General features: G+C 70.6%; 24 protein-coding genes and 1 pseudogene. 18 read left to right on the top strand and 7 right to left on the bottom strand.

Annotated features, from left to right (window positions below; genetic code table 11):
* Nucleotides 1–65: 65 nt before the first annotated feature.
* The 4 genes and pseudogenes from WFK95_RS09330 (at nt 66) to WFK95_RS09315 (ending at nt 4,273) form a co-directional block, all read left to right on the top strand.
* Nucleotides 66–2,708, top strand: coding sequence for a DNA translocase FtsK 4TM domain-containing protein (locus tag WFK95_RS09330; RefSeq protein WP_336670496.1), 2,643 nt, complete (start codon nt 66–68; stop codon nt 2,706–2,708).
* Nucleotides 2,709–2,849: 141 nt separating this feature from the next.
* The gene (locus WFK95_RS09325) at nt 2,850–3,881 is read left to right on the top strand and encodes a TerC family protein (RefSeq protein WP_224650554.1); all 1,032 of its coding nucleotides are present in this window, start codon (nt 2,850–2,852) and stop codon (nt 3,879–3,881) included.
* A gap of 43 nt (nt 3,882–3,924) precedes the next feature.
* A pseudogene (locus WFK95_RS09320) lies at nt 3,925–4,062 on the top strand (hypothetical protein); the annotation flags it as partial.
* A 28-nt stretch (nt 4,063–4,090) separates the two neighbouring features.
* Entirely contained in the window at nt 4,091–4,273 is a 183-nt protein-coding gene (locus tag WFK95_RS09315; RefSeq protein ID WP_336670740.1) for a hypothetical protein, read from the top strand.
* 47 nt (nt 4,274–4,320) lie between these two features.
* On the opposite strand, the gene WFK95_RS09310 is transcribed toward WFK95_RS09315, so the two are convergent.
* A complete protein-coding gene (locus WFK95_RS09310) occupies nt 4,321–5,052 on the bottom strand; it encodes a putative protein N(5)-glutamine methyltransferase (protein ID WP_224650552.1) in 732 nt (243 codons plus the stop codon).
* Nucleotides 5,053–5,257: 205 nt separating this feature from the next.
* Between WFK95_RS09310 and WFK95_RS09305 the strand changes: the two genes are divergently transcribed.
* Nucleotides 5,258–5,656, top strand: coding sequence for a PPOX class F420-dependent oxidoreductase (locus tag WFK95_RS09305; RefSeq protein ID WP_336670495.1), 399 nt, complete (start codon nt 5,258–5,260; stop codon nt 5,654–5,656).
* A 34-nt stretch (nt 5,657–5,690) separates the two neighbouring features.
* Here the strand turns inward: WFK95_RS09305 and WFK95_RS09300 are convergent, their stop codons facing one another.
* Nucleotides 5,691–6,197 (bottom strand): amino-acid N-acetyltransferase, encoded by a 507-nt coding sequence (locus tag WFK95_RS09300; protein ID WP_336670494.1) that lies wholly within the window; start codon nt 6,195–6,197, stop codon nt 5,691–5,693.
* 57 nt (nt 6,198–6,254) lie between these two features.
* Between WFK95_RS09300 and pgsA the strand changes: the two genes are divergently transcribed.
* The 8 genes from pgsA (at nt 6,255) to WFK95_RS09260 (ending at nt 11,280) form a co-directional block, all read left to right on the top strand.
* On the top strand, nt 6,255–6,833 hold the full coding sequence (pgsA, locus tag WFK95_RS09295) for a CDP-diacylglycerol--glycerol-3-phosphate 3-phosphatidyltransferase (protein WP_336670493.1): 579 nt from the start codon (nt 6,255–6,257) through the stop codon (nt 6,831–6,833).
* Complete coding sequence (locus WFK95_RS09290; RefSeq protein WP_336670492.1) at nt 6,820–7,323, top strand: CinA family protein; 504 nt, start codon at nt 6,820–6,822, stop codon at nt 7,321–7,323. Before pgsA ends, WFK95_RS09290 begins: the two co-directional genes overlap by 14 nt.
* Nucleotides 7,324–7,351: 28 nt before the next feature.
* Nucleotides 7,352–7,627, top strand: coding sequence for a helix-turn-helix domain-containing protein (locus tag WFK95_RS09285; RefSeq protein ID WP_146432809.1), 276 nt, complete (start codon nt 7,352–7,354; stop codon nt 7,625–7,627).
* Nucleotides 7,628–7,883: 256 nt separating this feature from the next.
* Entirely contained in the window at nt 7,884–8,699 is an 816-nt protein-coding gene (locus WFK95_RS09280; RefSeq protein WP_336670491.1) for a PspA/IM30 family protein, read from the top strand.
* 16 nt (nt 8,700–8,715) lie between these two features.
* Nucleotides 8,716–9,585, top strand: coding sequence for a phage shock envelope stress response protein PspM (pspM, locus tag WFK95_RS09275; RefSeq protein ID WP_224651665.1), 870 nt, complete (start codon nt 8,716–8,718; stop codon nt 9,583–9,585).
* 125 nt (nt 9,586–9,710) lie between these two features.
* Nucleotides 9,711–9,881, top strand: a complete 171-nt coding sequence (locus WFK95_RS09270) for a hypothetical protein (RefSeq protein WP_224651663.1) — start codon at nt 9,711–9,713, stop codon at nt 9,879–9,881.
* A gap of 55 nt (nt 9,882–9,936) precedes the next feature.
* Complete coding sequence (locus WFK95_RS09265; protein ID WP_336670490.1) at nt 9,937–11,079, top strand: glycosyltransferase; 1,143 nt, start codon at nt 9,937–9,939, stop codon at nt 11,077–11,079.
* Between the two features lie 9 nt (nt 11,080–11,088).
* Complete coding sequence (locus WFK95_RS09260; RefSeq protein WP_224651659.1) at nt 11,089–11,280, top strand: DUF3046 domain-containing protein; 192 nt, start codon at nt 11,089–11,091, stop codon at nt 11,278–11,280.
* A 63-nt stretch (nt 11,281–11,343) separates the two neighbouring features.
* Here WFK95_RS09260 and WFK95_RS09255 read toward each other — a convergent pair whose 3' ends face one another.
* Nucleotides 11,344–14,484 carry an arabinosyltransferase domain-containing protein gene (locus tag WFK95_RS09255; protein WP_224651657.1) on the bottom strand — a complete coding sequence of 1,047 codons (3,141 nt, stop codon included), beginning with the start codon at nt 14,482–14,484 and terminating at the stop codon, nt 11,344–11,346.
* A gap of 173 nt (nt 14,485–14,657) precedes the next feature.
* Between WFK95_RS09255 and WFK95_RS09250 the strand changes: the two genes are divergently transcribed.
* Nucleotides 14,658–18,242, top strand: a complete 3,585-nt coding sequence (locus WFK95_RS09250) for an indolepyruvate ferredoxin oxidoreductase family protein (RefSeq protein WP_336670489.1) — start codon at nt 14,658–14,660, stop codon at nt 18,240–18,242.
* Nucleotides 18,243–18,317: 75 nt separating this feature from the next.
* Here the strand turns inward: WFK95_RS09250 and WFK95_RS09245 are convergent, their stop codons facing one another.
* Nucleotides 18,318–18,740: a DUF2000 domain-containing protein gene (locus WFK95_RS09245; RefSeq protein ID WP_224651653.1), complete on the bottom strand. Its 423-nt coding sequence runs from the start codon at nt 18,738–18,740 to the stop codon at nt 18,318–18,320.
* Between the two features lie 51 nt (nt 18,741–18,791).
* Between WFK95_RS09245 and WFK95_RS09240 the strand changes: the two genes are divergently transcribed.
* The 4 genes from WFK95_RS09240 (at nt 18,792) to WFK95_RS09225 (ending at nt 22,172) form a co-directional block, all read left to right on the top strand.
* Nucleotides 18,792–19,595, top strand: coding sequence for a helix-turn-helix domain-containing protein (locus WFK95_RS09240; protein WP_224651651.1), 804 nt, complete (start codon nt 18,792–18,794; stop codon nt 19,593–19,595).
* 236 nt (nt 19,596–19,831) lie between these two features.
* Nucleotides 19,832–20,881 carry a recombinase RecA gene (gene recA / locus WFK95_RS09235; RefSeq protein ID WP_224651649.1) on the top strand — a complete coding sequence of 350 codons (1,050 nt, stop codon included), beginning with the start codon at nt 19,832–19,834 and terminating at the stop codon, nt 20,879–20,881.
* A 6-nt stretch (nt 20,882–20,887) separates the two neighbouring features.
* Entirely contained in the window at nt 20,888–21,496 is a 609-nt protein-coding gene (locus WFK95_RS09230; protein WP_224651647.1) for a regulatory protein RecX, read from the top strand.
* Nucleotides 21,497–21,797: 301 nt separating this feature from the next.
* Nucleotides 21,798–22,172 carry a VOC family protein gene (locus tag WFK95_RS09225; protein ID WP_224651645.1) on the top strand — a complete coding sequence of 125 codons (375 nt, stop codon included), beginning with the start codon at nt 21,798–21,800 and terminating at the stop codon, nt 22,170–22,172.
* A gap of 3 nt (nt 22,173–22,175) precedes the next feature.
* Here WFK95_RS09225 and WFK95_RS09220 read toward each other — a convergent pair whose 3' ends face one another.
* The 3 genes from WFK95_RS09220 to WFK95_RS09210 are packed head-to-tail and all read right to left on the bottom strand — an operon-like array spanning nt 22,176 to nt 24,765.
* On the bottom strand, nt 22,176–23,138 hold the full coding sequence (locus WFK95_RS09220) for a glutamate ABC transporter substrate-binding protein (RefSeq protein WP_224651643.1): 963 nt from the start codon (nt 23,136–23,138) through the stop codon (nt 22,176–22,178).
* Between the two features lie 5 nt (nt 23,139–23,143).
* Nucleotides 23,144–24,094 (bottom strand): amino acid ABC transporter permease, encoded by a 951-nt coding sequence (locus WFK95_RS09215; protein ID WP_224651641.1) that lies wholly within the window; start codon nt 24,092–24,094, stop codon nt 23,144–23,146.
* Nucleotides 24,091–24,765, bottom strand: a complete 675-nt coding sequence (locus WFK95_RS09210) for an amino acid ABC transporter permease (protein ID WP_426000921.1) — start codon at nt 24,763–24,765, stop codon at nt 24,091–24,093. The genes WFK95_RS09215 and WFK95_RS09210 overlap by 4 nt, the downstream gene beginning before the upstream one ends.
* Nucleotide 24,766 lies beyond the last annotated feature (1 nt).

The raw sequence follows: 24,766 nt of genomic DNA, 5'->3' as shown, positions 1-24,766 counted from the left end.
GCAGGTCCTGCTGTTACATGTGTGGCACTTGATACGGATGGGGTTAATGTCGATAGACTGCCCCCATGGCATCGAAGACCACCACCCGCGCGCGCGGCGCCGCGAACTCCCGCTCCGGGGGCGCACGCACCAGCCGCGCCGCGAGCCCGACGCGCAGCCGACAGGCCGCCCCGCGCACCCGCGGTAAGCAGGGCGCCGCGGCCCCCAAGGCCGCCTCGGGCGCCGGTGGGGGAGTGGCACGCGGCCTCGGCGCCGGGTGGAAGCTGCTGGCCAAGGGCGTCGGGGGCGCCGTGCGCACCGGTCGCCGGTCCGACGACGTCGAACCCGCCACCGCGACCGGCGAGGTCACGCCGCCGAAGCCGACCCACTCGCGCGACGGACTCGCGCTGGCCCTGTTCGCCGTCGCGATCATCCTCGGCGCGGCCGTCTACTTCGACGCCGGCGGGCCCGTGGGCTCGTTCTTCTCGACCGGCGTGCGCGCCGTGGTCGGCTGGTTCGCCGTGCTGGTCCCGCCGCTCGCCATCGCCCTCGGCGTGATCATGATGCGCCGCCCCGACAACCCGTCGGCGCACGTGCGGCACCGCGTCGGCTCCGCCCTCATCGTGCTGCCCTTCCTGGGGCTGCTGCACATCGCGTCCGGCGGACCGTCGAGTTTCGACGACCGCGCCGCCGCCGGCGGTTACCTCGGGTACGTCGTCGGCGGGCCGCTCACCGACGGCTTCACAGCGTGGATCTCCGTGCCGCTGCTGGTCCTGGTCGCTCTGTTCGGCCTGCTCCTGGTCAGCGGTATGACGGTGCGCGAGATCGTCGACCGGCTCAAGTTCTACTTCGGCGTCGACATGAAGGAGCAGTACGGCGACGAGGAGCCGCTCGACGAGGACGATCTCGACTCGCCCTTCGCCGCCTTCGACTCGGGGCGCGGCGACACCGCCACGCGTGCGCTCACGCCCTACGGCGACCCGTACGACAACTACCCGGCCGACCCCGAGCCGCCCAAGCGGAGCCGTCGCCGCAAGGCCGCCGAGGAGGACGAGCCGGCACCGTCGGACCAGGTGACCGCGCCGATCACGCCCGAGCCGGCCCCGTCGGACGAGCCGACCGTCGAGGTGCCGCCGGCGCCGAAGCCGCGTCGCGCCGCCGTGGTGAAGGACCACACGCCGCCGCCCGCGCCGAAGGCGACCGAGTTCACCGTCGCGCGGACCATCGACAGCGAGGACTACATCCTGCCGCCGGCCGACCTGCTCATCGAGGGCGAGCCGGCCAAGGCGGGGACCAGCGCGAACGACGCGATGATCGACGCGATCACCGGCGTCATGGAGCAGTTCAAGATCGACGCCGCCGTCACCGGCTACACCCGCGGCCCGACGGTCACGCGCTACGAGCTCGAGCTCGGCCCCGGCGTGAAGGTCGAGAAGGTCACCCAGCTGCACCGCAACATCTCCTACGCGGTGGCGACGGACAACGTCCGCCTGCTGGCGCCGATCCCCGGTAAATCGGCCGTGGGCATCGAGGTGCCCAACACCGACCGCGAGATGGTGCGCCTGGCCGACGTGCTGGCCGCGGACAACACGCGCAAGGACACGCACCCGCTGGTCATCGGCCTCGGCAAGGACATCGAGGGCGAGATGGTCAACGCCAACCTCGCCAAGATGCCCCACCTGCTGGTCGCCGGTTCGACGGGCTCCGGCAAGTCGAGCTTCGTGAACTCGATGCTCGTCTCGCTGCTCGCGCGCGCCACCCCCGACGAGGTGCGGATGATCCTCATCGACCCCAAGATGGTCGAGCTGACGCCCTACGAGGGCATCCCGCACCTCATCACGCCCATCATCACCGACCCCAAGAAGGCCGCCGCGGCGCTGTCCTGGCTGGTCGAGGAGATGGAGCAGCGGTACAAGGACATGCAGGCCTCGCGCGTGCGCCACATCGACGACTTCAACCGGAAGGTGAAGTCCGGCGAGATCACCACGCCGCTCGGCAGCGAGCGCGTGTACCGGCCGTACCCGTACATCGTCGCCATCGTCGACGAGCTCGCCGACCTCATGATGACCGCGCCGCGCGACGTCGAGGAGGCGATCGTCCGGATCACGCAGAAAGCGCGCGCCGCGGGCATCCACCTGGTGCTCGCGACGCAGCGCCCGTCCGTGGACGTCGTCACCGGCCTGATCAAGACCAACGTGCCCTCCCGTCTGGCCTTCGCGACCAGCTCGCTGACGGACTCGCGGGTCATCCTCGACCAGCCCGGCGCCGAGAAGCTGATCGGCATGGGCGACGCGCTGTTCCTGCCGATGGGCGGCAAGTCGACCCGTATGCAGGGCGCGTTCATCACCGACGAGGAGATCACCTCCGTCGTCGACTTCGTGCGCAACCAGGCCGAGCCGGAGTACGCCAACGGCGTCACCGAGACGAAGGTCGAGAAGAAGGACGTCGACCCCGACATCGGCGACGACCTGGACGTCTTCCTGCAGGCCGTCGAGCTGGTCGTGTCCTCGCAGTTCGGCTCGACCTCGATGCTGCAGCGCAAGCTCCGCGTGGGCTTCGCGAAGGCCGGCCGCCTCATGGACCTCATGGAGACCCGCGACATCGTCGGGCCGTCGGAGGGTTCCAAGGCGCGCGACGTGCTCGTCACGCCCGACGAGCTGCCCGGCCTACTGCTGGTGCTGCGCGGCGGCGGCGATGTCGCTCAGGAAGCGGACGAACCGGACTTCTGATACAGTCCTGCTTGCATGTGTGAGGGGAGTATCCCGCTCGCGGCGTGAACGTCAGCACGGTGGATCGATATCCACCCGGGCACGCCGGACCCGCAGTTCGGGTCGGGAGAGACCTCCGGATCTGTACCGGAGGTGTATGCAATGCAAGTTTCTGCTGTCGTCTGGATCGTCTCGATCCTGGTCGTTCTCGGCCTCTTCGTCTTCGACTTCTTCAGCCATGTGCGCACGCCGCACGAGCCCTCGCTGAAGGAATCCGGCTTCTGGTCCGCGGTGTACATCGGCATCGCGATCCTGTTCGGCATCGGCGTGTGGGCGGTCTCCGGGCCGCAGTACGGCGGTGAGTTCTTCGCCGGCTTCGTCACCGAGAAGGCGCTGTCCGTCGACAACCTCTTCGTGTTCGTCATCATCATGGCGAAGTTCGCGGTGCCCCGGATCTACCAGCAGAAGGTCCTGCTGATCGGCATCGTGATGGCGCTCGTGATGCGCGCCGGCTTCATCGCCGTGGGCGCCGCCGCGATCTCCACCTACTCCTGGGTGTTCTACATTTTCGGCGCGTTCCTGCTGTACACCGCGATCAAGCTGGTCAAGGAGGCGTCGTCGCCCGAGGGGCCCGTCGAGGACGAGAAGGAGCGCGAGGGCCGCGTCGCCGCGCTGTTCAAGAAGATCGTCCCCACCACGGAGACCTACGACGGCGACAAGCTGATCACCAAGGTCGATGGCAAGAAGGTCGCGACCCCGCTGCTGCTGGCGCTGGTGGTCATCGGCTTCACCGACGTGCTGTTCGCGCTCGACTCGATCCCCGCGATCTACGGACTCACCCAGGAGCCCTACCTGGTGTTCATGGCGAACGCCTTCGCACTGATGGGCCTGCGCCAGCTGTACTTCCTCATCGGTGGCCTGCTCGACCGCCTGGTGTACCTGTCCTACGGCCTGTCGATCGTGCTCGGCTTCATCGGCGTGAAGCTGGTGCTGCACGCGCTGCACGAGAACACGCTGCCCTTCATCAACGGCGGCGAGCACCTCGCGGTGCCGGAGATCTCCACCGGCCTGTCCCTGTCGGTCATCCTGGGCGTCCTGGTGATCACCACCGTCGCCTCGCTGATCAAGTCCAAGCGCGACGGTGCCCGGGAGCAGGCGTCGTCGGACGTGCCTTCGGACTCCGATACGAAATAGCCCGCGCATTGTGCACCGTTGACCACCCCTGAGGTGGTCAACGGTGCACAGTCGTATCGGCGGAACCTGGTCGGCCTCCCGTGCGTCCAAGGAGTATGGGGAATCGGGGGACGTCAGCCGCATCGTGGCCGACAACGACGGGGTGATCACGGTCGCGCAGGCAAGGGCGTGCGGGCTGTCGCCGCGCCAGGTGGACGGGCGGCTGCGCCGTGGCGAGTGGGCGCGACTGGGACGCGGTGCGCTTCCAGGCCGACCACGACAAGCGGAACGCCCTCGCCCGGCTCGGAATGACGGTCCTCGCCTTCACCTGGCACGACGTCGTGACCGCACCGGTGGCGGTGGTGGAGTCGGTGGTCGCGCTGCTCAGCGACCGACGGGCCGCGGTGTCCTGACGCGGAGTTCGTGACGGGGCGCCCGCACGCGGTGGGGGACGCGGGCGTCAGGTCGGCTTGACGCCGACGGCGACGGTGGCCTGCCGCTCGTCGTCGATCTCGATGTACGTGTCCAGGCCCACGGCGCGCAGCGCGGCCACCGTGTACGTGGCCTGCTGGCGCCCGGTCTCGATGAGCACACGGCCGCCCGGGCGCAGCCAGAGCGGCGCGTCCATAGCGATCCGCCGGTGCAGGGTCAGGCCGTCCGGCCCGCCGTCCAGCGCCCGGTGCGGCTCGTTGTCGCGGGCCTCGGGCGGCATCGTCCGGATCGCCGCGGTCGGAACGTACGGCGCGTTCGCCGCGATCACGTCGACGGTTCCGCGCAGCACCCCGGGAAGCGGGCGGAACAGGTCGCCGACGAGGACCGTCGCTTCCGGGGCGTTGCGCGCGGCGTACTCGGCGGCGGTGCGGTCGATGTCCGCGGCGTAGGTCTTCGCGGCGGCGGCGGTCGCCACGATCGGACCGGCGCCGCAGCACAGCTCGACGAGGACGCCGCTGCCGTCGGCGAGCTCGGACAGCAACTCGGTGCGCCGGCGGGGGACGAAGACGCCGGGGCCGACGATCAACCGGCGGCCGCGGAACTCGACCCAGCCGAGCAGGTGCTCCAGCGGTTCGCCCGCGCACCGCCGCCGGACGAGGGCCTCGAGGTCGGGCCCGGACGCCGCCGCGTCCTCCAGCAGTTCGGCCTCGCGTTCGGCGAAGGCGCATCCGGCTGCGCGCAGCTCACCGATCACATTCACCGGTGGAGTCAATCACGGTTGGGCGTGATTCACCACACTCACGACACCCCGGTATGCATTGGTTCACTGTGCGATATCGACGGTCGTGAATCGGTGAAGGTGACGCGTCGGCGGGGCGGCTGGAAATGTGCCGGTGTGGGGCGAATGCCCAGTTCAGGGCGTCGTGAAGAGGTTCTCGGCGGCGCCTTGGCGCTATGCTGACCCCATGACCCTGGGCTCTGAGAAGACCATTTCCGTCGCGACGTTCCGTCGGTCGGGCGAGAAGGTCGCCACGCCGGTGTGGGTGGTCCCCGTCGACGGTGACCGCATCGGCTTCTGGACGTCCTCCACATCGGGGAAGGCCAAGCGGATCCGCAACAATCCCGCCGTCGAGATCACGCCGTGCAACCAGCGTGGTGCGATCGCCGCCGGCGCGGCGACGACCGCCGGGTCGGCGCAGCTGGTCTCGAGCGGGCCGGAGTTCGACGCCGTGCAGGCCGCGGTGAAGGCGAAGTACGGCTTCCAGGTGCCGATGTCGAAGATGTTCAACGCGATCGGCGCGAGGCTCAAGGGCCGGACGCAGCCGTACGGCGACACCGTCGTGGTGATCACGCCGCAGGCCTGACCGGACGCGCGTCGCCCTGGGTGGACCGCGGGCGCTACAGCGTGACGAGCATGCGGGTGTTGCCCAGCGTATTGGGCTTGACGTACGACAGGTCGAGGAACTCCGCGACACCCTCGTCGTAGCTGCGGCACAACTCGTTGTAGACCTCGGCGCTGACCGGCGTCCCGTCGATCTCCTCGAACCCGTGTCGGCCGAAGAAGGCCGTCTCGAAGGTCAACACGAACACCCGGCTCAGCTCCAACGCGCGCGCCTCGTCGAGCAGGCGGGCGACGATCTTGTGCCCGATGCCGTGGCCCTTCACCGTCGGGTCGACCGCGAGGGTGCGGATCTCGCCCAGGTCCCACCACAGCACGTGCAGCGCGCCGCAGCCCACGGCGACGCCGTCGACCTCGTACACCCAGAACTCCTGTACCGACTCGTACAGGGTGACCAGATTCTTCTCCAGCAGGATCTTGCCCGCGTAGACGTCGATGAGGCGCTTGATCGCGGGGACGTCGGAGGTCCGGGCGCGGCGCAGCACATCGTCGTGGTCGGTGGTCACGGTAGGAAACTGTAGCGCGCAGAGCCGCCGATTCCGCGTACCGATAGGCTGATCGGCGTGAGTGCAACGGACGGCGTGCAGCCCGCGAGCACACCTGTCTCGAACGTCAACGTCGCGAACGGGTTGACGGTGCTCCGGATCGTACTCGTCCCCGTCTTCCTCGCGGCCCTGTTCGTCGACGGCGGGCACTCGACGACCTGGCGCTGGATCGCCTTCGCGGTCTTCGCCGCCGCGATGTTCACCGACCGGGTCGACGGCCAGATCGCGCGCCGCTACGGACTCATCACCGATTTCGGCAAGCTCATGGATCCCATCGCCGACAAGGCGCTCACCGGCGCCGCCTTCGTCGGCCTGTCCGTGCTCGGCGAGCTCCCGTGGTGGGTCACCCTGATCGTCCTCGCCCGCGAGTTCGGCATCACCGGCTTCCGGTTCGCCGTCATCCGCGACGGCGTGATCCCCGCGAGCCGCGGCGGCAAGCTCAAGACCCTGCTGCAGACCATCGCCATCGGGCTCTACCTCATGCCGCTGCCGGCGTGGATGGACGTGCCCAGCCAGGTCGCCATGGGCGCGGCCGTGATCGTCACCGTCGCGACCGGCGTCGACTACCTGCTGAGCTGGTGGCGTGGCCGCAAGTGACGCCGCCCGCCTGGTAGCCGCCCTCGCCGAGCGCGGCGAGACGGTCGCGTCGGCCGAGTCGCTCACCGCCGGCCTCTTCGCCGCCACCGTCGCCGACGTTCCCGGCGCCAGCGCCGTGCTGCGCGGCGGCCTCATCGTCTACGCCACCGACCTCAAGGCGAGTCTGGCCGGCGTCCCGTCGGGCGAGTTGGAGCGCAACGGACCCGTCCATCCCGAGACCGCGCGCGCCCTCGCCGACGGTGCGCGGACGCGGTGCGGGGCGGATTGGGGCGTCGGGCTCACCGGCGTCGCCGGCCCCACCGAACAGGACGGGGTGCCCGTCGGCACCGTCCACCTGGGGATATCCGGCCCGTCGGGCACGTCCGTCACCACCCTGCAGCTCGACGGTGACCGGGCGAACGTCCGCTGGGGGACCGTCGAGGCGGCCCTGCGGGAGCTCACCGCGCGGGTTTCGGCGAATCGGGAACCTTCCGGGCCCGCCCCGCGTTGACTGGACAGTAACCAAGACGGAGGTGAGCATGGCTCTACTGCTTCGCGAGGCGATCGGCGAGAACCTGCGCAAGACCCGGGTGCGCCAGAGTCGCACGCTGCGAGACGTTTCCTCGGCGGCACAGGTCAGCCTCGGCTACCTGTCGGAGGTCGAGCGCGGCCAGAAGGAGGCGTCCAGCGAGCTGCTGGCCGCGATCTGCGGCGCGCTTGCCATCGACGTGGCCGACGTGGTGGCCCAGGCCAGCGTATCGATGCGCCCGATCCCCACCATGGTGATCCCGGCGCCCGCGCTCGCCGCCGCCTGACCCTGAGACGACCGGTCCGGGGGGGGGGGGGGTTGGCCCCCCCCCCCCCCCCCCGTGGGCGCCCCCGGCCCCCGCGCCCGCCCCCGCCCCCCCCTCCCACGCCGGGGCGGGGGTTGGGGGTCTGCCCCCCCACCCCGCGACCAGGGCGGCGCAACAGGGTCGTTTGCCGATAGATTGATAAGCACGAGTCCGGCGGTCGCCGGACGGCCGGACGTGGGTTCGGCGATGGACGTATCGAGGCGGAGGAGAACTGACGATGGCTAACCCGTTCGTCAAGGGGTGGAACTACCTGATGGCGCTGTTCAACTCGAAGATCGACGAGAACGCCGATCCGAAGGTGCAGATCCAGCAGGCGATCGAAGACGCGCAGCGCCAGCACCAGGCGCTCTCGCAGCAGGCCGCGGCCGTCATCGGCAACCAGCGTCAGCTCGAGATGAAGCTGAACCGTCAGCTCGCCGAGGTCGAGAAGCTGTCGGCGAACACCCGTCAGGCCGTGCAGCTCGCCGACCAGGCGACCGCCGCCGGTGACGTCGCCAAGGCCACCGAGTACACCAACGCCGCCGAGGCCTTCGCCGCGCAGCTGGTGACCGCCGAGCAGAGCGTCGAGGACCTGAAGGGGCTGCACGACCAGTCGCTGCAGGCCGCCGGCCAGGCCAAACGCGCCGTCGAGCAGAACGCCATGCAGCTGCAGCAGAAGCTCGCCGAGCGCACCAAGCTGCTCAGCCAGCTGGAGCAGGCGAAGATGCAGGAGCAGGTCTCCGCGTCGCTCAACCAGATGGGTCAGCTCGCGGCCCCGGGCAACACCCCCAACCTCGACGAGGTCCGCGAGAAGATCGAGCGCCGCTACGCCAACGCCCTCGGCTCCACCGAGCTGGCGCAGAACTCCGTGCAGGGACGCATGATGGAGGTCCAGAACGCCACCGTGCAGATGGCCGGCCATTCGCGGCTCGAGCAGATCCGCGCGTCGATGCAGGCCAGCGGCCAGATCAAGGGTGCCCCCGCGGCCCCGCAGGCGGCCCCCGCCCCGCAGACCCCGCAGCAGGCCCCGAACCCGAACTTCCAGAAGCCCTGAGAACCGACGAGGAACGATGACTGACCAGCGAGGCCGCCACCGCACCGACTTCTCGGCGGTGGCGGCCTCTGCTGGTCGGATGGCCGCCTCCGCGATCAGCGCCGCGTCCACCGCGATGGAGACGGCGGCCCGCGCCGCCGACGAGGCCCGCGACAAGGCCGCCCGTCGCCGGGATCCCAAGGCGGCCCACCAGCGCTCCATCAAGCAGGCCCGCTACACCGTGAACAGCTGGGCCGCGACCACCTCCACCTCGGCCGTGGTGGCCGTCGGCGGCTTCGCCGCGGCCGCGCCCGTCGTGGGCGGCACCGCCACCGCCGTCACCGCGCTCATCGCCGTGCCCGCGGGATACGCCGTCCGCAAGCTGCGCCGCCTGCGCCGCACTCCGCCGCCGCCCCGCACCTACGCCCGCCGCGCGGTCCCCGCCCGCTCGTCGGCCCTCCACGACCCGGTGCGCGCGCTCGCCGACGCCGAGCAGGAGTTCCTGGCGCTCATGTCGGTGCTCACCCGCTCCGGCGCGCTGCCGCCCGACGCCCTCAGCGAGCTCGACGACGACGCCGAGACCTCCGCCGACGCCATCATCTCCTACGCCGAACAGCTCATCGACCTCGAGCGCGTCGTCGCGGGCGGGGGTGGCTCGGCCGCGTACCTGCGCGAGACCTTCGAGGATGGTCTCGACAGCCTCGACGAGGGCGTCGAGGCCTACCGCGAGATGGTCCGCTCCGCCGCGACGACGGTCGCCGCTGCGCGCCGGTCCCTCGGCTCGCCCGCCCGGTTCGACGAGCTCAGCACCGCGACGCCCCGCCTGCAGGAGACCGCCGAACGGCTGCGCGCCTGGGCCTACGGCATCGCGGCGCTGCCGCCGGTGCCGGATCCCCACACCTGGTGATCCGCTCTCGGGGTTAACCCCCAAATCTCCCTGAAACCGCAGTTCAGAGCGTGACTTCCGCGCTCCGACGGGGGCAGTATGGAAGGCGAAGGACTCAACGAAAATCCCCCGAAAGGTGCACCGCAATGTTCTGGAAGATCCTCGGCGCCATCGTCGCCATCTGGCTCGTACTGATGGTGGCCTCGGCGATCATCAAGTCGCTGTTCCCGCTCGCCATCATCGCGCTGGTGATCATCGGTATCGTCTCGGTGGTCAAGTGGCTGGGCTCGGGGAAGAAGACCCCGACCACGTTCTAGCGAGCCGCCCCGCGCACGCCCCCCGGGCGTGCCGCCGGCTCACGAAGGAGTGCGGGTGCGCATTGCGATCGTCGCGGGATCCGAGGCCGGGCATGCACTGCCCGGCCTCGCCCTTGCGCTCCGCCTGATCCGCGCCGGGCACGAGCCCGTCGTCTTCACCGGACGGCAGTGGGGCGGGGTCGGCGCGCGCTACGGCGTCGACACCCGCGAGCTGCCGGGCCTGGCCGCCCGACCGGGCGACGACGACGGCGACGCCGGATCCAAGATCCACGGCCGCGCCGCCCACATCGCGACGCAGGTCCTCCCCGGCATCGAGGCCTTCCGCGCCGACCTCGTGGTCGCCGACATCCTCACCCCCGGCGGCGGGATGGCTGCGGAACTGCTGGGTGTGCCCTGGCTGGAACTCAGCCCGCACCCGCTCTACCTGCCCTCGGCGGGGCTGCCACCCATCGGCTCCGGTCTGGCCCCCGCGCAGACGCCGCGCGAGCTGCTCCGCGACGTCGTGCTCCGCGCCTTCACCGCGCGCGACCTGCGCAACGGTCGCCATCAGCGCGAGGCCGCCCGCGCGGGCATCGGCCTCCCGCCCCACGACGGCGGGCCCGCCGGCAGGCTCGTCGCCACCATCCCCGCACTGGAGCTGCCCCGGCCCGACTGGCCGGCGCGGACGCACCTCGTCGGGCCCCTCACGCTCGAGCCCACGGACGATCCGTGCCCCGTTCCCGACGGTGCCGGTCCGCTCGTCATGGTGGCCCCGTCGACCGCGGCGACGGGGGAGCAGAACCTCGCCGAGGTCGCCGTCGACGGCCTCCGCGGCGCCGGCGTGCGCCTCGCGGTGAGCGGGCTGAACCCGCCCGCCTTCGACGAGCCGTGGGTCGCCAGCGGCTTCGGCCGCCAGGACGACCTGGTCGCGCGGGCCGACGCCGTGGTCTGCGGCAGCGGGCACGGCATGCTCACCAAGGCGCTCACCGCAGGCAAGCCGGTCGTCGTCGTCCCCGGCGGCGGCGACCAATGGGAACTCGCCAACCGCGTCGCGCGGCAGGGGAGCGGCGTCCTCGTGCGGCCCGCGACCGCTGAGGCGATCCGCGACGGCGTGCGCCGCGTCCTCGACGACCCGTCGTTCTCCCGGTCCGCCCGAGCCGCCGCCGACGGCGCCCACCGCGTCGCCGACCCCGTGCTGGTGTGCGAGGCGTATCGGTAACCTGGTGCGGTGCGCCTGACTGACTTCCGCGAACTGCTCTACGCCGAGTTCGGCGCCCTCCGCGGCGACACTCTGATGCGGGACCACCGGCTCAGCGCCTTCGGCGCGACCGGCGACCAGGCCATCGAGTCCGGCGTGGATCCGAAGGACGTCTGGCGCGAGCTCTGTTCCGAGTTCGACGTCCCCCGGTCCCGCTGGTAGCCGACCTCGCGCCGGGCGCGTGCCCTCCGCCCCGACCCCGACGTCCCCCGGTCCCGCTGGTAGCTACTCCTGGGGCGTCGGGCCCGGCGTCCACAGCCCGGACCGCGTGACCTCGGTCCGGCCCAGCTGCGCCGCCGGCGCATCGACGTAGGGCACGTACCGCTCCAGCGCGCCCCACTCCCGGCCCCAGTCGTGGTTCAGGTACGTCGGCACCGTCTGCGCCTTGGCGAGCAGCAGCGCCCAGCCCAGCGGCCCGCCGGCGTCGCCGCCCTGCCACGTGGTGGTCGCCGCGGCCGCGAGGTCGCGCTCGGGCAGGATCCGCCACCGCGGCTGCTCCGCGACGCCGCCGTTCTCGCGCCACTGGCGCTGGCAGGGGAAGCCGATGCCGGCGCCCCAGTCGACCAGCGTCGGATCGTCGGCCAGCAGCTCCTGCAGCGTCTCCAGCTTCGGAGCGCGCGGGGGCGTGTACGCCACCCAGGTGCTCTCCGACGGTGCCGTGATGCTCGCGCGCACGCGCACGGCGGTCGAGCCCGCGGGCACCGTCTCCGCGGGGACGCGGAGGTTGCGCCATGCGGGGAGCGGGCCGATGTCGATCGGCGTCACGGCCCCGTTCGGGGTGATCGTGCCGGTCCCGGAGCCGAATTCGAGCTGCAGGTCGCCGGGGTTGAACCGGCCGGCGACGCTGATCGTCAGCAGCCGGTCGATCCCGCCGGCGGGCAGCGCGTACCAACTGGAGACGGCTCGGGCCGAGTGCTGCGGCCCGGTCTGGCGGCTGCCGACCACCGGCACGCGCGCAGGGTCGAGCCCGAAGGGTAGCGCCGCCGTGGAGCCGTTGACGCCGGGCGCGTCGAGCGTGCCGCCGCCGGTGCCGCCCGTGTTCGACGGGGTGTTGTCGGCGTCGCCGGTGCGCACGAGGTCCGCGGCGCCCCGCGACGACGAGGACAGGCTGCCGGCGATGCCGTTCGGGGTGAAGTTGGTGTTGAGCTCCCCGACGAGCGGATCGGGGGCGTTGCCGATCGGCGCGAGCACGCCCGCGGTGGCGTCGCGCTCGACGAGCACCTCGTCGGCCATGCCGCACGGGTTGCCGGCGAGCGAGCGCAGGTTCTGCTGCCCGTAGGAGTAGGCCGGTCGCTGGATCATGATCGACGCGACGTTGGTGGCGCCGATCATCGCGATGATCAGCGTCGCGACCAGCGTGATCGGCGTCGCGAATCCCGGCAGGCGTCCGCCGACCTCGGGGACGCGCGGCGTCCAACCGGTGACGTGCACGACGAGCGCCGCGAGCAGCAGCACGACGGTGGCCGCGCCGAAGACGTTCGCGATCTTGATCCCGGCGACGGCCGGCTCGGCGCCGCCCCAGGGGATGCCGAAGTTGCCCGGGTAGAACCAGCCGTTGGTCGTCTCGAAGGCCAGCGTCGCGCAGCCCGCGACGGCCGCGAGGGCGAGCAGCCGGAACTGGGGGCGCCGGATGGTGCGCGGCCCGACCGCGACGACGGCGATCGCCGCGACCATCGCGCCGAGCGTGGCGAACGCGCCGAAGTGATGGGTCCACTTGGTGGGGTTGAAGGCCATGACCAGCAGCGAGACGCCGATGGCGGCCACGACGCGGCGCGCCGGTCCGGTCGCGATGCCGGGGATGCGTCGCCGCCACAGCAGCAGCGCGACGACGATCGCGGAGCCGAGGAACAGCGCGAGCATGGCGAACCGTCGGGCGACGGAACCGTTGGGGTTCTGCTGGAACAGGGCCTCGTACCGGATGATCTCGCGGTGCCACGGCTCGCTCGGCCCGACGTCGCCGAGCAGCTTGGTGGACTGCAGCATCTCGACGAGGCCGTGGTCGGCGAAGACGAGGAAGAGCACCGACGCGCCGGCCGCGCCCAGCGTCAGCAGCGTCGCCGCGTAGCCGTTCGCCTTCACGTGCGCCACGACGGCCCGCCACAGGGGAGCCGCAGCGACGAGGAAGACGACGAACGCGAAGCTGCCCGTCGGGGCCGCGGAGAGGGTCAGGCCGGCCACGACCAGGCCGAGGCCCGCGGGGGCGAGGCGGCGGGTCGCGACGGAGCGTTCCACCAGGCACCAGGTGACGACGGTGCCGACCGCGACGATCGGCTCCGGGCGCAGGCCGGGGTTGTAGGTGAGCCAGAACAGGGTGAAGACGGCCGCCATCGCCCACAGCGCCCGCGAGTAGTCCCGCGGTGCGCGGCGCTTGCTCAGCCCGAGGCGCGGCAGCACCTCGCGGGAGAGCAGGAACCACGCCAGGATCCCCGACAGCAGCGCGGGCAGGCGCAGCCACGGGCTCGAGACGCTGAGATCCGCCATCCACGACACCACGTAGAAGGGCATGCCGAAGGGCGCGTAGGGCGCGTCGTAGTAGCGGAAGACCTCGGGCATGTAGCCCGAGTGCGGCGCGGCCTTGATCATCCCGAGGATGTAGCCGTCGTCGGAGGTCGGCGCCCCGACGATGTGCCAGACCAGCAGGCTGCCGATCACGGCGACGTCGGCGAGGCGCACGTGCAGCCAGCTGCGGGGGAGCAGCCGGCCCCGGCGCCGGCCGTCGGCGCGGTCGAGCAGCGCCAGCGCGAGCAGCGAGAGGAGCACGCAGGCCACGCCGACGAGGATCGCGGTGCCCTTGAGCACCGACGGGGAGGAGGTGTACCGCGAGTCGACGTCGATGGTCATCTTTGGCGTCGGGCCCTGCAGGTCCGCGGGCAGGTCGGAGAAGACGCCCACCACCTGGGGCCGGAGATCGCCGCGGACGTCGCCCTGACCGGAGATGCCCGTGGCCGCGGCGAAGGCGTGATCGGCGTCGATCGCGATCCGCAGCTCGCCGCACCGCGCCAGGTCGGCGCGCGGCACGTGGTGCACCAGAGCGCCCCGCGAGCGGACCGTCAGCGCCTCGCCGTCGACGGTGACGTACAGCCCGGCCGTGCGCGCCCGGTCCCCGGCCGGCGGGGGCGTCGTGGCCGCGAGCACCGTCTGCCTGTCCGACGGTGCCGCCGCCGCGACCGCGCAGGGGATCGTCGCGTCCACCTCGAGCGGCTTGTACATCGTGAGCGGCGCGGTGACCGGCGCGAGTGATCCGGACTGCGGCCAGTCGATCGTGACGGCGGTCTGCTTGATCGGCAGCAGCGGCGTCGCGATCGCGAGCACCAGGCCGATCAGGCCGGCCACGACGGCGGCGATCCGGGCGATTCGGAGGTTCACGATCAATCAGGGTATCGGCCCGCAGCGGCGGGTCCGGTCGGCGCGCGGCGAGTCGCCCGAGACGGGTGTGAAATAGGTCGTCTCAGCAGTTATGCTGTGACCACCGACACAGCCCATGCCCGGTTCCGCCACCCCTGGAACAGGGCGTATTGAGAGAAAGCACGGTGGTTTCAGTGACCCTTGACGCCAATTCGCCGATCGAGAAGGTTCCCGGTGGCACGGATGCCACGCAGGCGGGCCGGCACGACGCCGACCCCCGGGGCGGGCAGTCCGCCGCGGTCGAGTCCTTCTCCCTGGACGATCGGTACACGCGCGAAGAGGGCACGATCTACCTCACGGGCATTCAGGCCCTGGTCCGCATGGTGCGCGACCGGGCGCGGCTCGATCGCCGCCAGAACCTCAAGACGGGCTCGTTCATCTCCGGCTACGAGGGCTCGCCGCTCGCGGGCTACGACCTGGAGATCGCCAAGCGCACGAAGTACCTCAAGGACTTCGACATCGTCCACCGCCCCGGCCTCAACGAGGAACTGGCCGCCACGTCGGTCATGGGCTCGCAGATCGCCGCGCAGGTCGGGCACCTCGACCGCGGCCTCGACGGCGTGACCGGCTACTGGTACGGCAAGGCCCCGGGCCTCGACCGCGCGACCGATGCGCTGCGGCACGCCAACATCATCGGCACCCACGCGGCGGGCGGCGCGGTCGCCCTCGTCGGTGACGACCCGGGCGCCAAGAGCTCGACGGTGCCGTGCGCCTCCGAGATGGCGCTGGCCGACCTGTACATGCCGATCCTGTACCCGGCCGATTCCCAGGACATCCTGGACCTGGGCGTGCACGCGGCGATCATGTCGCGCGTGTCCGGCCTGTGGACGTCGCTGAAGATCTCCGCGCACGTCGCGGACGGCTCCTCGACCGCCGACGTGCACCCGGACCGGATCCTGCCCGTCTACGGCGATCTCGGCACCAGCCCGCACGTCCCGTCGGGCCTGCTGCTCGGCGCGAAGCTGATGGAGCTCGAGCAGAACCAGCTGACGGTGCGCATGCCGCGCGCCACCGAGTACGCGCGGATCAACCGGCTCAACCGGATGACGGTGCGCTCCAGCGACGACCGGATCGGTATCGTCTGCGCCGGCAAGACCTACCTCGACGTGCGCGAGTCGCTGCGGCTGATCGGCATCGAGGACGACGAGCTCAACCGGCTCGGCATCCGCATCCTCAAGATGGGCATGGTCTACCCGTTCGAGCGGCAGATCATGCACGAGTTCATCGACGGCCTCGACGAGGTGATCGTGGTCGAGGAGAAGCGCGACTTCCTCGAGACCATGATGCGCGACATCCTGTTCCGCCACCCGGGTGCGCCGAACATCGTCGGCAAGACCAACGAGGACGGCTCCACCCTGTTCTCCCGCTTCGGCGAGCTGGACGTGGACTCGGTCTCACGGGGCCTCGCCTCGCGCCTGGCGCGCGTGCACCAAGTGCCCGCCGCCAAGGACTGGCTGGACCGGAAGGCGCAGGTGCGCACCCGCATCGAGCTGCCGCTGGCGCAGCGCAGCCCGTATTTCTGCTCGGGCTGCCCGCACAACACCTCCACCAAGGTCGCCGACGACACGCTGGTCGGCGCCGGCATCGGCTGCCACGCGATGGTGCTCCTCATGGACCCGCAGCAGGTGGGCGACGTGACGGGCGTCAGCCAGATGGGCGGCGAGGGCGCGCAGTGGGTCGGCATGGCCCCCTTCGTCACCGAGAAGCACTTCGTGCAGAACATCGGCGACGGCACGTTCATGCACTCGGGCTCGCTGGCCCTGCGCCAGTCCGTGGCCTCGGGGGAGCGCATCACCTACAAGCTGCTGTTCAACGGCACCGTCGCGATGACGGGCGGCCAGGACCCGGTCGGCGAGATGACGCTGCCGCAGATCTGCACGCTGCTGCTCGCCGAGCGCGTCACCAAGGTCGTCGTCACGTCCGACGATCCCAAGCGCACCAAGGCCCTCGGCCTGCCGAAGGGCGTCGAGGTCCGCGACCGCGCCGACACCCTGGACATCCAGCGCGAGCTGGCCGAGGTCCCGGGCTGCACCGTCCTGGTGCACGATCAGCACTGCGCCGCGGAGAAGCGGCGCAAGCGCAAGCGCGGCAAGTACCCGGTGCCGAACCAGCGCGTCGTGATCAACGAGCGGATCTGTGAGGGCTGCGGCGACTGCGGCCAGAAGAGCAACTGCCTCTCGGTGCACCCGGTCGAGACCGAGTTCGGCCGCAAGACGCGGATCGACCAGAGCTCGTGCAACCTCGACTTCTCCTGCCTCAAGGGCGACTGCCCGTCGTTCGTGACGGTCACGCCGGGCGCGCAGGGCAAGGTGCGCAAGTCGGTGCCCGAGATCACCGCAGAGTCGATCCCGCAGCCGAAGAAGGCGCGCCGCGAGGCCGACGGCATGGCCATCCGCGTCACCGGCATCGGCGGCACGGGCGTCGTCACCGTCTCCGCGATCCTCGCGACCGCCACGGTGCTCGACGGCCACTCCGCGCGCACCGTCGACATGACGGGCATGGCGCAGAAGGGCGGCGCCGTGGTCTCGGACATCAAGGTCTCGGCGACGTACGTGGACCAGGCGGCGAAGGTCGCCTCCGGCGACTGCGACGTGTACCTCTCGTGCGACAGCCTCGTCGGTGTGGATCCGCAGAACCTCAAGGTGGCCTCGCCGGAGCGCACCACGTCGATCGTCTCGACCACCCAGGTGCCCACCGGGCAGATGGTGATCGACACCTCGGTCGGCTACCCCGACGCGGGCACCATCCATCAGGAGATCGACCGGGCGTCGCTGCGCACCGTCTACCTCGATCCGGGTGCGCTGACGCTGGAGCTGTTCGGCGACGAGCAGTACGCGAACATGTTCATGGTCGGTGCCGCGTTCCAGACCGGAGCGCTGCCGATCAGCTCGGCGTCGATCGAGCGGGCCATCGAGCTCAACGGCGTGGCCGTGGAGAAGAACCTGCAGGCCTTCCGTCGTGGCCGCCAGTCGGTCTCGGACCCGGCCGGCGTCAAGGCCGCGATCGACGCCCTGCACCCCGTGCCCGCGCCGGCCCCGGTCAGCGCGTTCGCCAAGGGCCTCGTCGCCGCCCTCGACGGTGGCTCCGAGGAGCTGCTCCGCCAGGTGGGGCTGCGGGTCGACGAGCTCGTCGCCTACCAGGACAAGGCCTACGCCGAGCGCTACGTCGACGACGTGGTGCGGGTCTTCCGCGCCGAGAAGTCGTGGGACTCGGAGGATCTGACCGCGGCCGTCGCGCACAACCTGCACAAGCTGATGGCCTACAAGGACGAGTACGAGGTGGCCCGGCTCTCGCAGGACACCGGCTTCGCGGCGCAGGTCGCCGACGAGTTCGGCGCCGACGCCAAGAAGGCGATCCGCCTGCACCCGCCGACGCTGCGCGAGATGGGCCTGAAGAACAAGCTCGCGCTGGGCGAGTGGGTGAACCCGGGCATGAAGACGCTGGCGAAGATGAAGCGCCTGCGCGGCACCAAGCTCGACGTCTTCGGCATGACCGAGATGCGTCGCATGGAGCGCACCCTCATCGCGGAGTACCGCGCGCTGGTGGGCCTCATGATCGCCGCCGCCGAGGGCGGCCGCGTCGCGGACGAGCAGCGCGTCCAGGTCGTCGCCCTCGCCGAGCTGCCGGACATGGTCCGCGGCTACGAGTCGATCAAGACCGACAACGTGGAGAAGTACCGCGCCGCCGTCCAGGCGCAGCTGGAGGCGCTGGGCTGGTAGCTCCCGCTCTCCCGTGTTCGACGGTGACCGTCCCTCCGATCCGGAGGGGCGGTCGCCGTCGTCTCCAGGCCTGGATCACGGGTGCATGCGTGCGCCCTTGAGGATGCGGTCGACGGCGTTCTTGGGGCCGTGCACACCGATGCCGACGAGGTCGAGGTCGTCGCTGCCGACCGCCTGCACCGCGGCGCGGTTGTCCCGGTCGTTGCCGGTCGAGAAGAGCTCCCGGGTGAAGACGGAGACGGTCAGGCCCCGTCCCAGCGCCCGCCGGTGAGCGGCGCGGAGCGTCTCGCCGGCGCCCTCGAAGACGAGGACGGGCTGGCGGAACATCGGCAGGTAGGCGACGCCGTCGGCATCGGCGTAGGGCTCGCCGACGACCTCGGGGACGGTGGCGGCGATCCCGCTGACGAGGAACGCGGTGGTGTTGAGGCGCTGCCACCCGGCCAGGTCGTCCCGGAGCAGCACCGCGATCTTGGTGTCGAATCGAATCGTCTCGGTCATGCCTCCAGCGTCGCCGCCGCCCGGGCGGCGGGTCTTGTACATACTTGATGGATGTCCGCGGAGTCGACCGTCGCCTGGCGTCCGGACGTCGAGGGGATCGCCGAGGTGTTCCGGGCGCACTTCGAGGAGCACGCCTACCCGATGCACACGCACGACGTGTGGACGCTGCTCACCGTCGACCGCGGCCGCATCGGGTACGAGTTGGGTGGGGAGCGGTGCGATTCGACGACGCGGTCGGTGACGTTGTTGCCGCCGCACGTCGCCCACGACGGGCACAGCCTGACGGCGGGCGGCTTCGACAAGCGGGTGATCTATCTGGAGTCACGGATGCTCACCGGGGTCGGCCGCGCGGTCGGCAGGCCGACACTGCTCGACGGTCCGCTCCGCCGCCGCGTCGACCGCCTCAACGGTGCGCTCACGGCTCCGGGTGAGGAGTTCGAAGCGGCGAGCCGGCTCGCCCTGATCCTCGAACGCCTCCAATGGCACCTGGACGGGAATCCGCAGCCGCCGGAGATGCCGCGGAATCGGTCGGTCGCGCACGCCTTCCGGGACCTGCTCGACGGTCGTGTCCGCGAGGGGATGACCCTCGAGGAGGCGGGGCGCACGCTGTACGTGGACCCGACGCACCTGGTCAGGGAGTTCTCCCGCGAGTTCGGGCTCCCTCCGCACCGGTACCTCATCGGCAGGCGGGTCGAGCTGGCGCGCGGGATGCTGCTCGCCGGGGGAACACCCGCCGAGGTCTCGGTGGAGGCGGGCTTCCACGATCAGTCGCACCTCAACCGTCACTTCAAGTCGATGGTCGGGACCACTCCCGGTCGCTACGCGCGGAGCGGCGGAACCGCAGCTCGGAGGTGATCGGATCGGGGGCCTCGGCCACCCGATCGGCGCGGCGCGGCGTGTCGCGCGTTCGATGCTTGCTTCGAACGCAGGTTCGCCTATAGTCGACGGTGTTCGACGTGAAAGTGAGCCGGCGAGAGCGCGCCCGATGCGGATGCGAAAACTTGTCAGAGGGTCCCTCTAGCGTCCGTAGCAACAGTAGAACCCAGCGCCGGCGGCTCTTCCCAGTCCCGGCCCGAAGGACGGAGAGTCCCATGGCACCTGCGGCACCGGATCGCGATAAGGCCCTCGAGCTGGCCCTCGCACAGATCGACAAGAACTACGGCAAGGGCTCGGTCATGCGCCTCGGAGACGAGGTGCGTCAGCCCATCGCGGTGATCCCCACCGGCTCCATCGCGCTGGACGTCGCGCTCGGCATCGGCGGCCTGCCGCGCGGCCGCGTCATCGAGATCTACGGCCCGGAGTCCTCGGGTAAGACCACGGTGGCGCTGCACGCGGTCGCGGAGGCGCAGGCCAACGGCGGCATCGCGGCCTTCATCGACGCGGAGCACGCGCTCGATCCCGACTACGCCGCGAAGCTCGGCGTCGATACCGATGCCCTGCTCGTCTCGCAGCCGGACACCGGTGAGCAGGCGCTCGAGATCGCGGACATGCTGATCCGCTCCGGCGCGCTCGACATCATCGTGATCGACTCGGTGGCCGCGCTGGTCCCCAAGGCCGAGATCGAGGGCGAGATGGGCGACAGCCACGTCGGCCTGCAGGCCCGCCTCATGAGCCAGGCGCTCCGCAAGATGACGGGCGCCCTGAACAACTCCGGCACCACCGCCATCTTCATCAACCAGCTGCGCGAGAAGATCGGCGTCATGTTCGGCTCGCCCGAGACCACCACGGGCGGTAAGGCGCTGAAGTTCTACTCGTCGGTGCGACTCGACGTGCGCCGGATCGAGACCCTCAAGGACGGCACCGACGCCGTGGGCAACCGCACCCGCGTCAAGGTCGTCAAGAACAAGGTCTCGCCGCCCTTCAAGCAGGCCGAGTTCGACATCATCTACGGCCAGGGCATCAGCCGCGAGGGCTCCATCATCGACATGGGCGTCAACGAGGGCTTCATCCGCAAGTCGGGCTCCTGGTACACCTACGACGGTGACCAGCTGGGCCAGGGCAAGGAGAACGCCCGCAAGTTCCTGGTCGAGAACCCGGACGTCCGCGACGAGATCGAGAAGCGGATCAAGGAGAAGCTCGGCGTGGGCGCCGATGTCACTGCCGACGCCGACGAGATCGCTCCCGCGCCCGTCGACTTCTAGGCCGCGATGTCGGACTACGCCGACGACGAGGTCGTCTCGCGAGGTCGGCGCCGTGGGCGCCGCCCGCGGGGCGGCGATGACCCGGCCGCCGGCGAACCGCAGCAGAAGGAGCAGGACCCGGCGCAGCGAGAGGCGCTGGCCCGGGACCTGATCTACCGCGCCCTTGCGATGCGCGATCACTCGCGGTCCGAACTGCGGAACAAGCTCGCGCGCCGCGGCTTCGACGAGGAACTCACCGAGCGGATGCTCGACAAGTTCGTCGACGCCGGCCTCATCGACGACGCCGCATTCGCGCAGCGCTGGGTCCAGTCCCGGCACCAGTTCTCCGGCCGAGGACGCCGCGCCCTGGCGCAGGAACTGCGGACGAAGGGCGTCGGCGAGGAGGAGGCGTCGGCCGCGCTCGACACCGTCAGCCGCGAGGACGAGCGGGAGCGCGCCGCGGAGCTGGTGGAGCGCAAGCTCGCCCGCGTCGAGGTCCCGGAGGATCGGATCGATCGGGACAAGCTGGTGCAGCGCCTCGTCGGCATGCTCGGCCGCCGCGGCTACCACCCGTCGCTGGCGCTGTCGGTCGTTCTCGACGCGGTCCGCGAGAAGGCCGACGCCGCACACGAGTAGGCCACGGCCACACTGACAGCGCCCGAGCCGCCTGCGCGGACGTGCGCCGAAAGACCAGGGGAGTGGATCCCCAGCGAAGTGGAGCCCCCGGAGAACACTCCGGGGGCTTCGCTGTGCGCGCCCCCAGGTTCGGCCTCTATCCGGGGAGCGCGCGACCGGGTATCGTGCTCGGCATGACTGCCGGAACGGCCTCGGGCCACGCACAGACGGGTGATCCGGCGGACGGTTGACGGCGCGGTCTCCGCCGTTCGGAATCGATCAACGCAGCACCCCGATTCCGAACCCCCGAAGGAGATCCCCTTTGCCCGCACGTTTCAACCACACCATCATCTTCGCCACGAACAGCGACGAATCCGCGGCGTTCTACCGCGACTACCTCGAGGCCCGCCCCGCCGAGTCCTGGGGGCCGTTCACCAACCTCGAGATCGAGGACGGCGTCCTGCTGCAGATCGCGGCGCCGCCGATCGAGATCCAGCCGCAGCACTACGCCTTCCTCGTCGACGACGAGCACTTCGACCGCGCCCACGCGCTTCTCGTCGACCGCGGAATGGATTTCGCCGCCGACCCGTTCTGGAAGGAGCCCGGCCGGATCAATCACGGGCACGGCGGCCGCGGCGTCTACGTCCGCGATCCGGCGGGACACGGCATCGAACTGCTCACCAGCCCGTACCTGTGACGGTCAGCGGGCCGCACACGGCGCGCTCGTCGCAGTGAGGAAGCCGAGGTCCCCGATGCTGGGCACCAACCGGTCGCTGCCGCCGTCCCGTTCGACGGTCCGACCGGCCTCCTCGTCGCCGACGGCCCGCCGCAGCGAGCGCTCCCACTCACCGGATTCGAGCATCTGCCGCAGCGCGGCGTTGACGGCGTCGCGGGCGGCGTCGTCGCCGCGGGCCAGACCGATGCCGTACCGCTCCACGGAGAAGGGGGCGCCTGCGGAGCGGAGCCGGCCGTCGACACAGGTGTCCTTCGGCAACACCATGTCTACGAGGCGGAAGGCGTCCGGACGCTGCGCGGCGAAGCCGGCGAGGATCACCTCGTCGGTGGTCACCGCGTCGACGGCGCGGCGCGCCAACGCGTCCGCGCACGCCGAATAGGTGTCGTACTCCAGGAGCCGCACACCGGGGAGCAGGGCGGCCACGGTGCGCGCCGACGTCGAGCCCGTCACCGAGCACAGCGTCCGGTCGCGCCCGAGATCGGAGACGGTGCCGACGGCCGCCTCGTCCCTCCGCACCAGCAGGCCCTGCCGGGTCGTGAGGTACGGCCCGGCGAAGGTCACCGCGGAGACGCGGGCGGTGTCGATCGAGTACGACGCGACGATCGCGTCCACCTCGCCGTTGTCGATCAGCTGCTCGCGCTGCGAGGTCGGGCTCTCACGCCAGGAGATCCTCGGTTCGGCCTTCCCCCGGGCCGCGGCCACCGTCCGCACCACGTACCGGGCGACGTCGATGTCGAAGCCCGAGTACTCCCCGTCGTCGCCGCGCAGCCCGAGTCCGGGCTGGTCGGCCTTGACGCCGAGGAGGACGGCACCGTCGTCGATGGACCGCAGCAGGCTCCGCGGCGACGGCCCCGAACACGCGCAGAGCGCGGCCATGAGCACTGTGATCAGTGCCAGGGCCGCGCTCGCGCGGGGTCTGGAGGGCACGGCGGTCAGTCGCCGTAGTCCTGCCGTAGATCCTTGTGCTTCGGGTCCGGGTGGGTGGTCTCCATGACCTCCTTGGACATGAGCCCGGGCTCGGGGAGCGGCGCTATCGGAGCGTCGACGATCATCTTCTTCTTGCGGCCCTCGCGGAGGTTCTTCTCGATGTTCGATGCGAGTGCCGAAAGTCCGAAGTTGATGAGGATCATGATGATCGCCACCATGATCAGCGACGGGATGACGTTGCCCCACTCGTTGCCGGCCTGGATGCCGGACTTCACCACTTCGATGTAGCCGATCTGGTAGCCGAGGGCGCTGTCCTTGAGCGCGATGACCATCTGCGAGATCAGCGCGGGCAGCATCGCCGCCACGGCCTGCGGCAGCAGGATCAGCCGCATGGTCTGCGACTTCCGCAGCCCGAGCGCCTTGGCCGCCTCGAACTGGCCGCTCGGCAGGGAGTTGATGCCCGACCGCAGGATCTCCGCGATCACCGAGCCGTTGTACAGGGTGAGGCCGAACACCACCGCGAAGAACGCGATGTAGTCCGACGTGAACACCTTGTAGACGCCGAAGACGATGTACAGGAAGTAGATCAGGATCAGCACCGGGATGGCGCGGAAGAACTCGACGATGGCGCCCGTCGCCCAGCGCACCGACCGGTGATCCGAGAGCCGGCCGATGCCGAGGAACGCGCCCATGATCATCGCGAGGATGATCGAGGCGAGCGCGGCCTTGAACGTGCCCCACAGGCCCGGGAGGATGTACGTCCCCCAGTAGTTCGTGTCGACGAACGGCTCGAGCTTCTCCCGATCGAACTGGCCGTTCGCGGCGAACGCCGTGATCACCCAGGCGAACAGGCCCACCACCACGACGATGAAGGCCACCGCGATGATGTTGTTGCGCACGCGGGCCTTCGGGCCCGGCGCGTCGTAGAGAACGGTCGATGTTGCCTTGGCGCTCATCGCTTCACCGCCAGTCGCTTGGCGAAGTAGCCGAAGACGGCTCCCTCGGAGAGTGTGATCACCATGAACGCCGCCGCGAAGATGACGAAGATCAGGATCAGCTGATCACTGTGCAGTTCGAGCTGTTCCTTCATCAGCAGCGCGGCCTCGCCGACACCGATGATCGAGGCGATCGTGGTGTTCTTCGTGAGCGCGATAAGCACGCTGCCCATCGGGGCGATCACCGCGCGGCCGGCCTGCGGCAGCACGATCAGCCGGAACACCTGGATGAAGTTGAGGCCCAGCGAGCGCGCCGCCTCGGCCTGCCCCAGCGGGACGGTGTTGAAGCCGGATCGCAGTGTCTCGCACACGAACGTCGCCGTGTAGACGACGAAGCCGATGACGGCGAGCCAGAAGTTGTTGTTCTCGGTGAAGTCCGCGTCGTTCGGCACCAGCGCGAGCGCCATGTTCTGGTACAGGCCGAGCGAGAGGAACAGGATGATGAGCGTCAGCGGCGTGTTCCGCACGATGTTGACGTACCAGGTGCCGAACACCCGCATCGCGGGGACGGGCGACACCCGCATGCCCGCCAGGATCGTGCCCCAGATGGTGGCGCCGATCGCCGACCAGAAGGTCAGCTTGATCGTCACCCAGAACGCCGGCCACAGCTGTGGCCCGAGGTCTTCCCACATG

Origin of the sequence: Tsukamurella sp. USMM236, assembly GCF_037148755.1 — a bacterium.
Taxonomy (GTDB): Bacteria; Actinomycetota; Actinomycetes; order Mycobacteriales; family Mycobacteriaceae; genus Tsukamurella.
This window is presented reverse-complemented; position numbering and strand designations above follow the sequence as displayed.

Bases quoted from the DNA above. Each gene is read 5' to 3' on its own strand.
- WFK95_RS09215 (WP_224651641.1), bottom strand. From the start codon at position 24,094: ATGAGCGCCAAGGCAACATCGACCGTTCTCTACGACGCGCCGGGCCCG.
- WFK95_RS09230 (WP_224651647.1), top strand. From the start codon at position 20,888: ATGTCGGACTACGCCGACGACGAGGTCGTCTCGCGAGGTCGGCGCCGT.
- WFK95_RS09245 (WP_224651653.1), bottom strand. From the start codon at position 18,740: ATGACCGAGACGATTCGATTCGACACCAAGATCGCGGTGCTGCTCCGG.
- WFK95_RS09280 (WP_336670491.1), top strand. From the start codon at position 7,884: ATGGCTAACCCGTTCGTCAAGGGGTGGAACTACCTGATGGCGCTGTTC.
- WFK95_RS09330 (WP_336670496.1), top strand. From the start codon at position 66: ATGGCATCGAAGACCACCACCCGCGCGCGCGGCGCCGCGAACTCCCGC.
- WFK95_RS09210 (WP_426000921.1), bottom strand. From the start codon at position 24,765: ATGTGGGAAGACCTCGGGCCACAGCTGTGGCCGGCGTTCTGGGTGACG.
- WFK95_RS09325 (WP_224650554.1), top strand. From the start codon at position 2,850: ATGCAAGTTTCTGCTGTCGTCTGGATCGTCTCGATCCTGGTCGTTCTC.
- pspM (WP_224651665.1), top strand. From the start codon at position 8,716: ATGACTGACCAGCGAGGCCGCCACCGCACCGACTTCTCGGCGGTGGCG.
- recA (WP_224651649.1), top strand. From the start codon at position 19,832: ATGGCACCTGCGGCACCGGATCGCGATAAGGCCCTCGAGCTGGCCCTC.
- WFK95_RS09240 (WP_224651651.1), top strand. From the start codon at position 18,792: ATGTCCGCGGAGTCGACCGTCGCCTGGCGTCCGGACGTCGAGGGGATC.
- WFK95_RS09305 (WP_336670495.1), top strand. From the start codon at position 5,258: ATGACCCTGGGCTCTGAGAAGACCATTTCCGTCGCGACGTTCCGTCGG.
- WFK95_RS09270 (WP_224651663.1), top strand. From the start codon at position 9,711: ATGTTCTGGAAGATCCTCGGCGCCATCGTCGCCATCTGGCTCGTACTG.
- WFK95_RS09285 (WP_146432809.1), top strand. From the start codon at position 7,352: ATGGCTCTACTGCTTCGCGAGGCGATCGGCGAGAACCTGCGCAAGACC.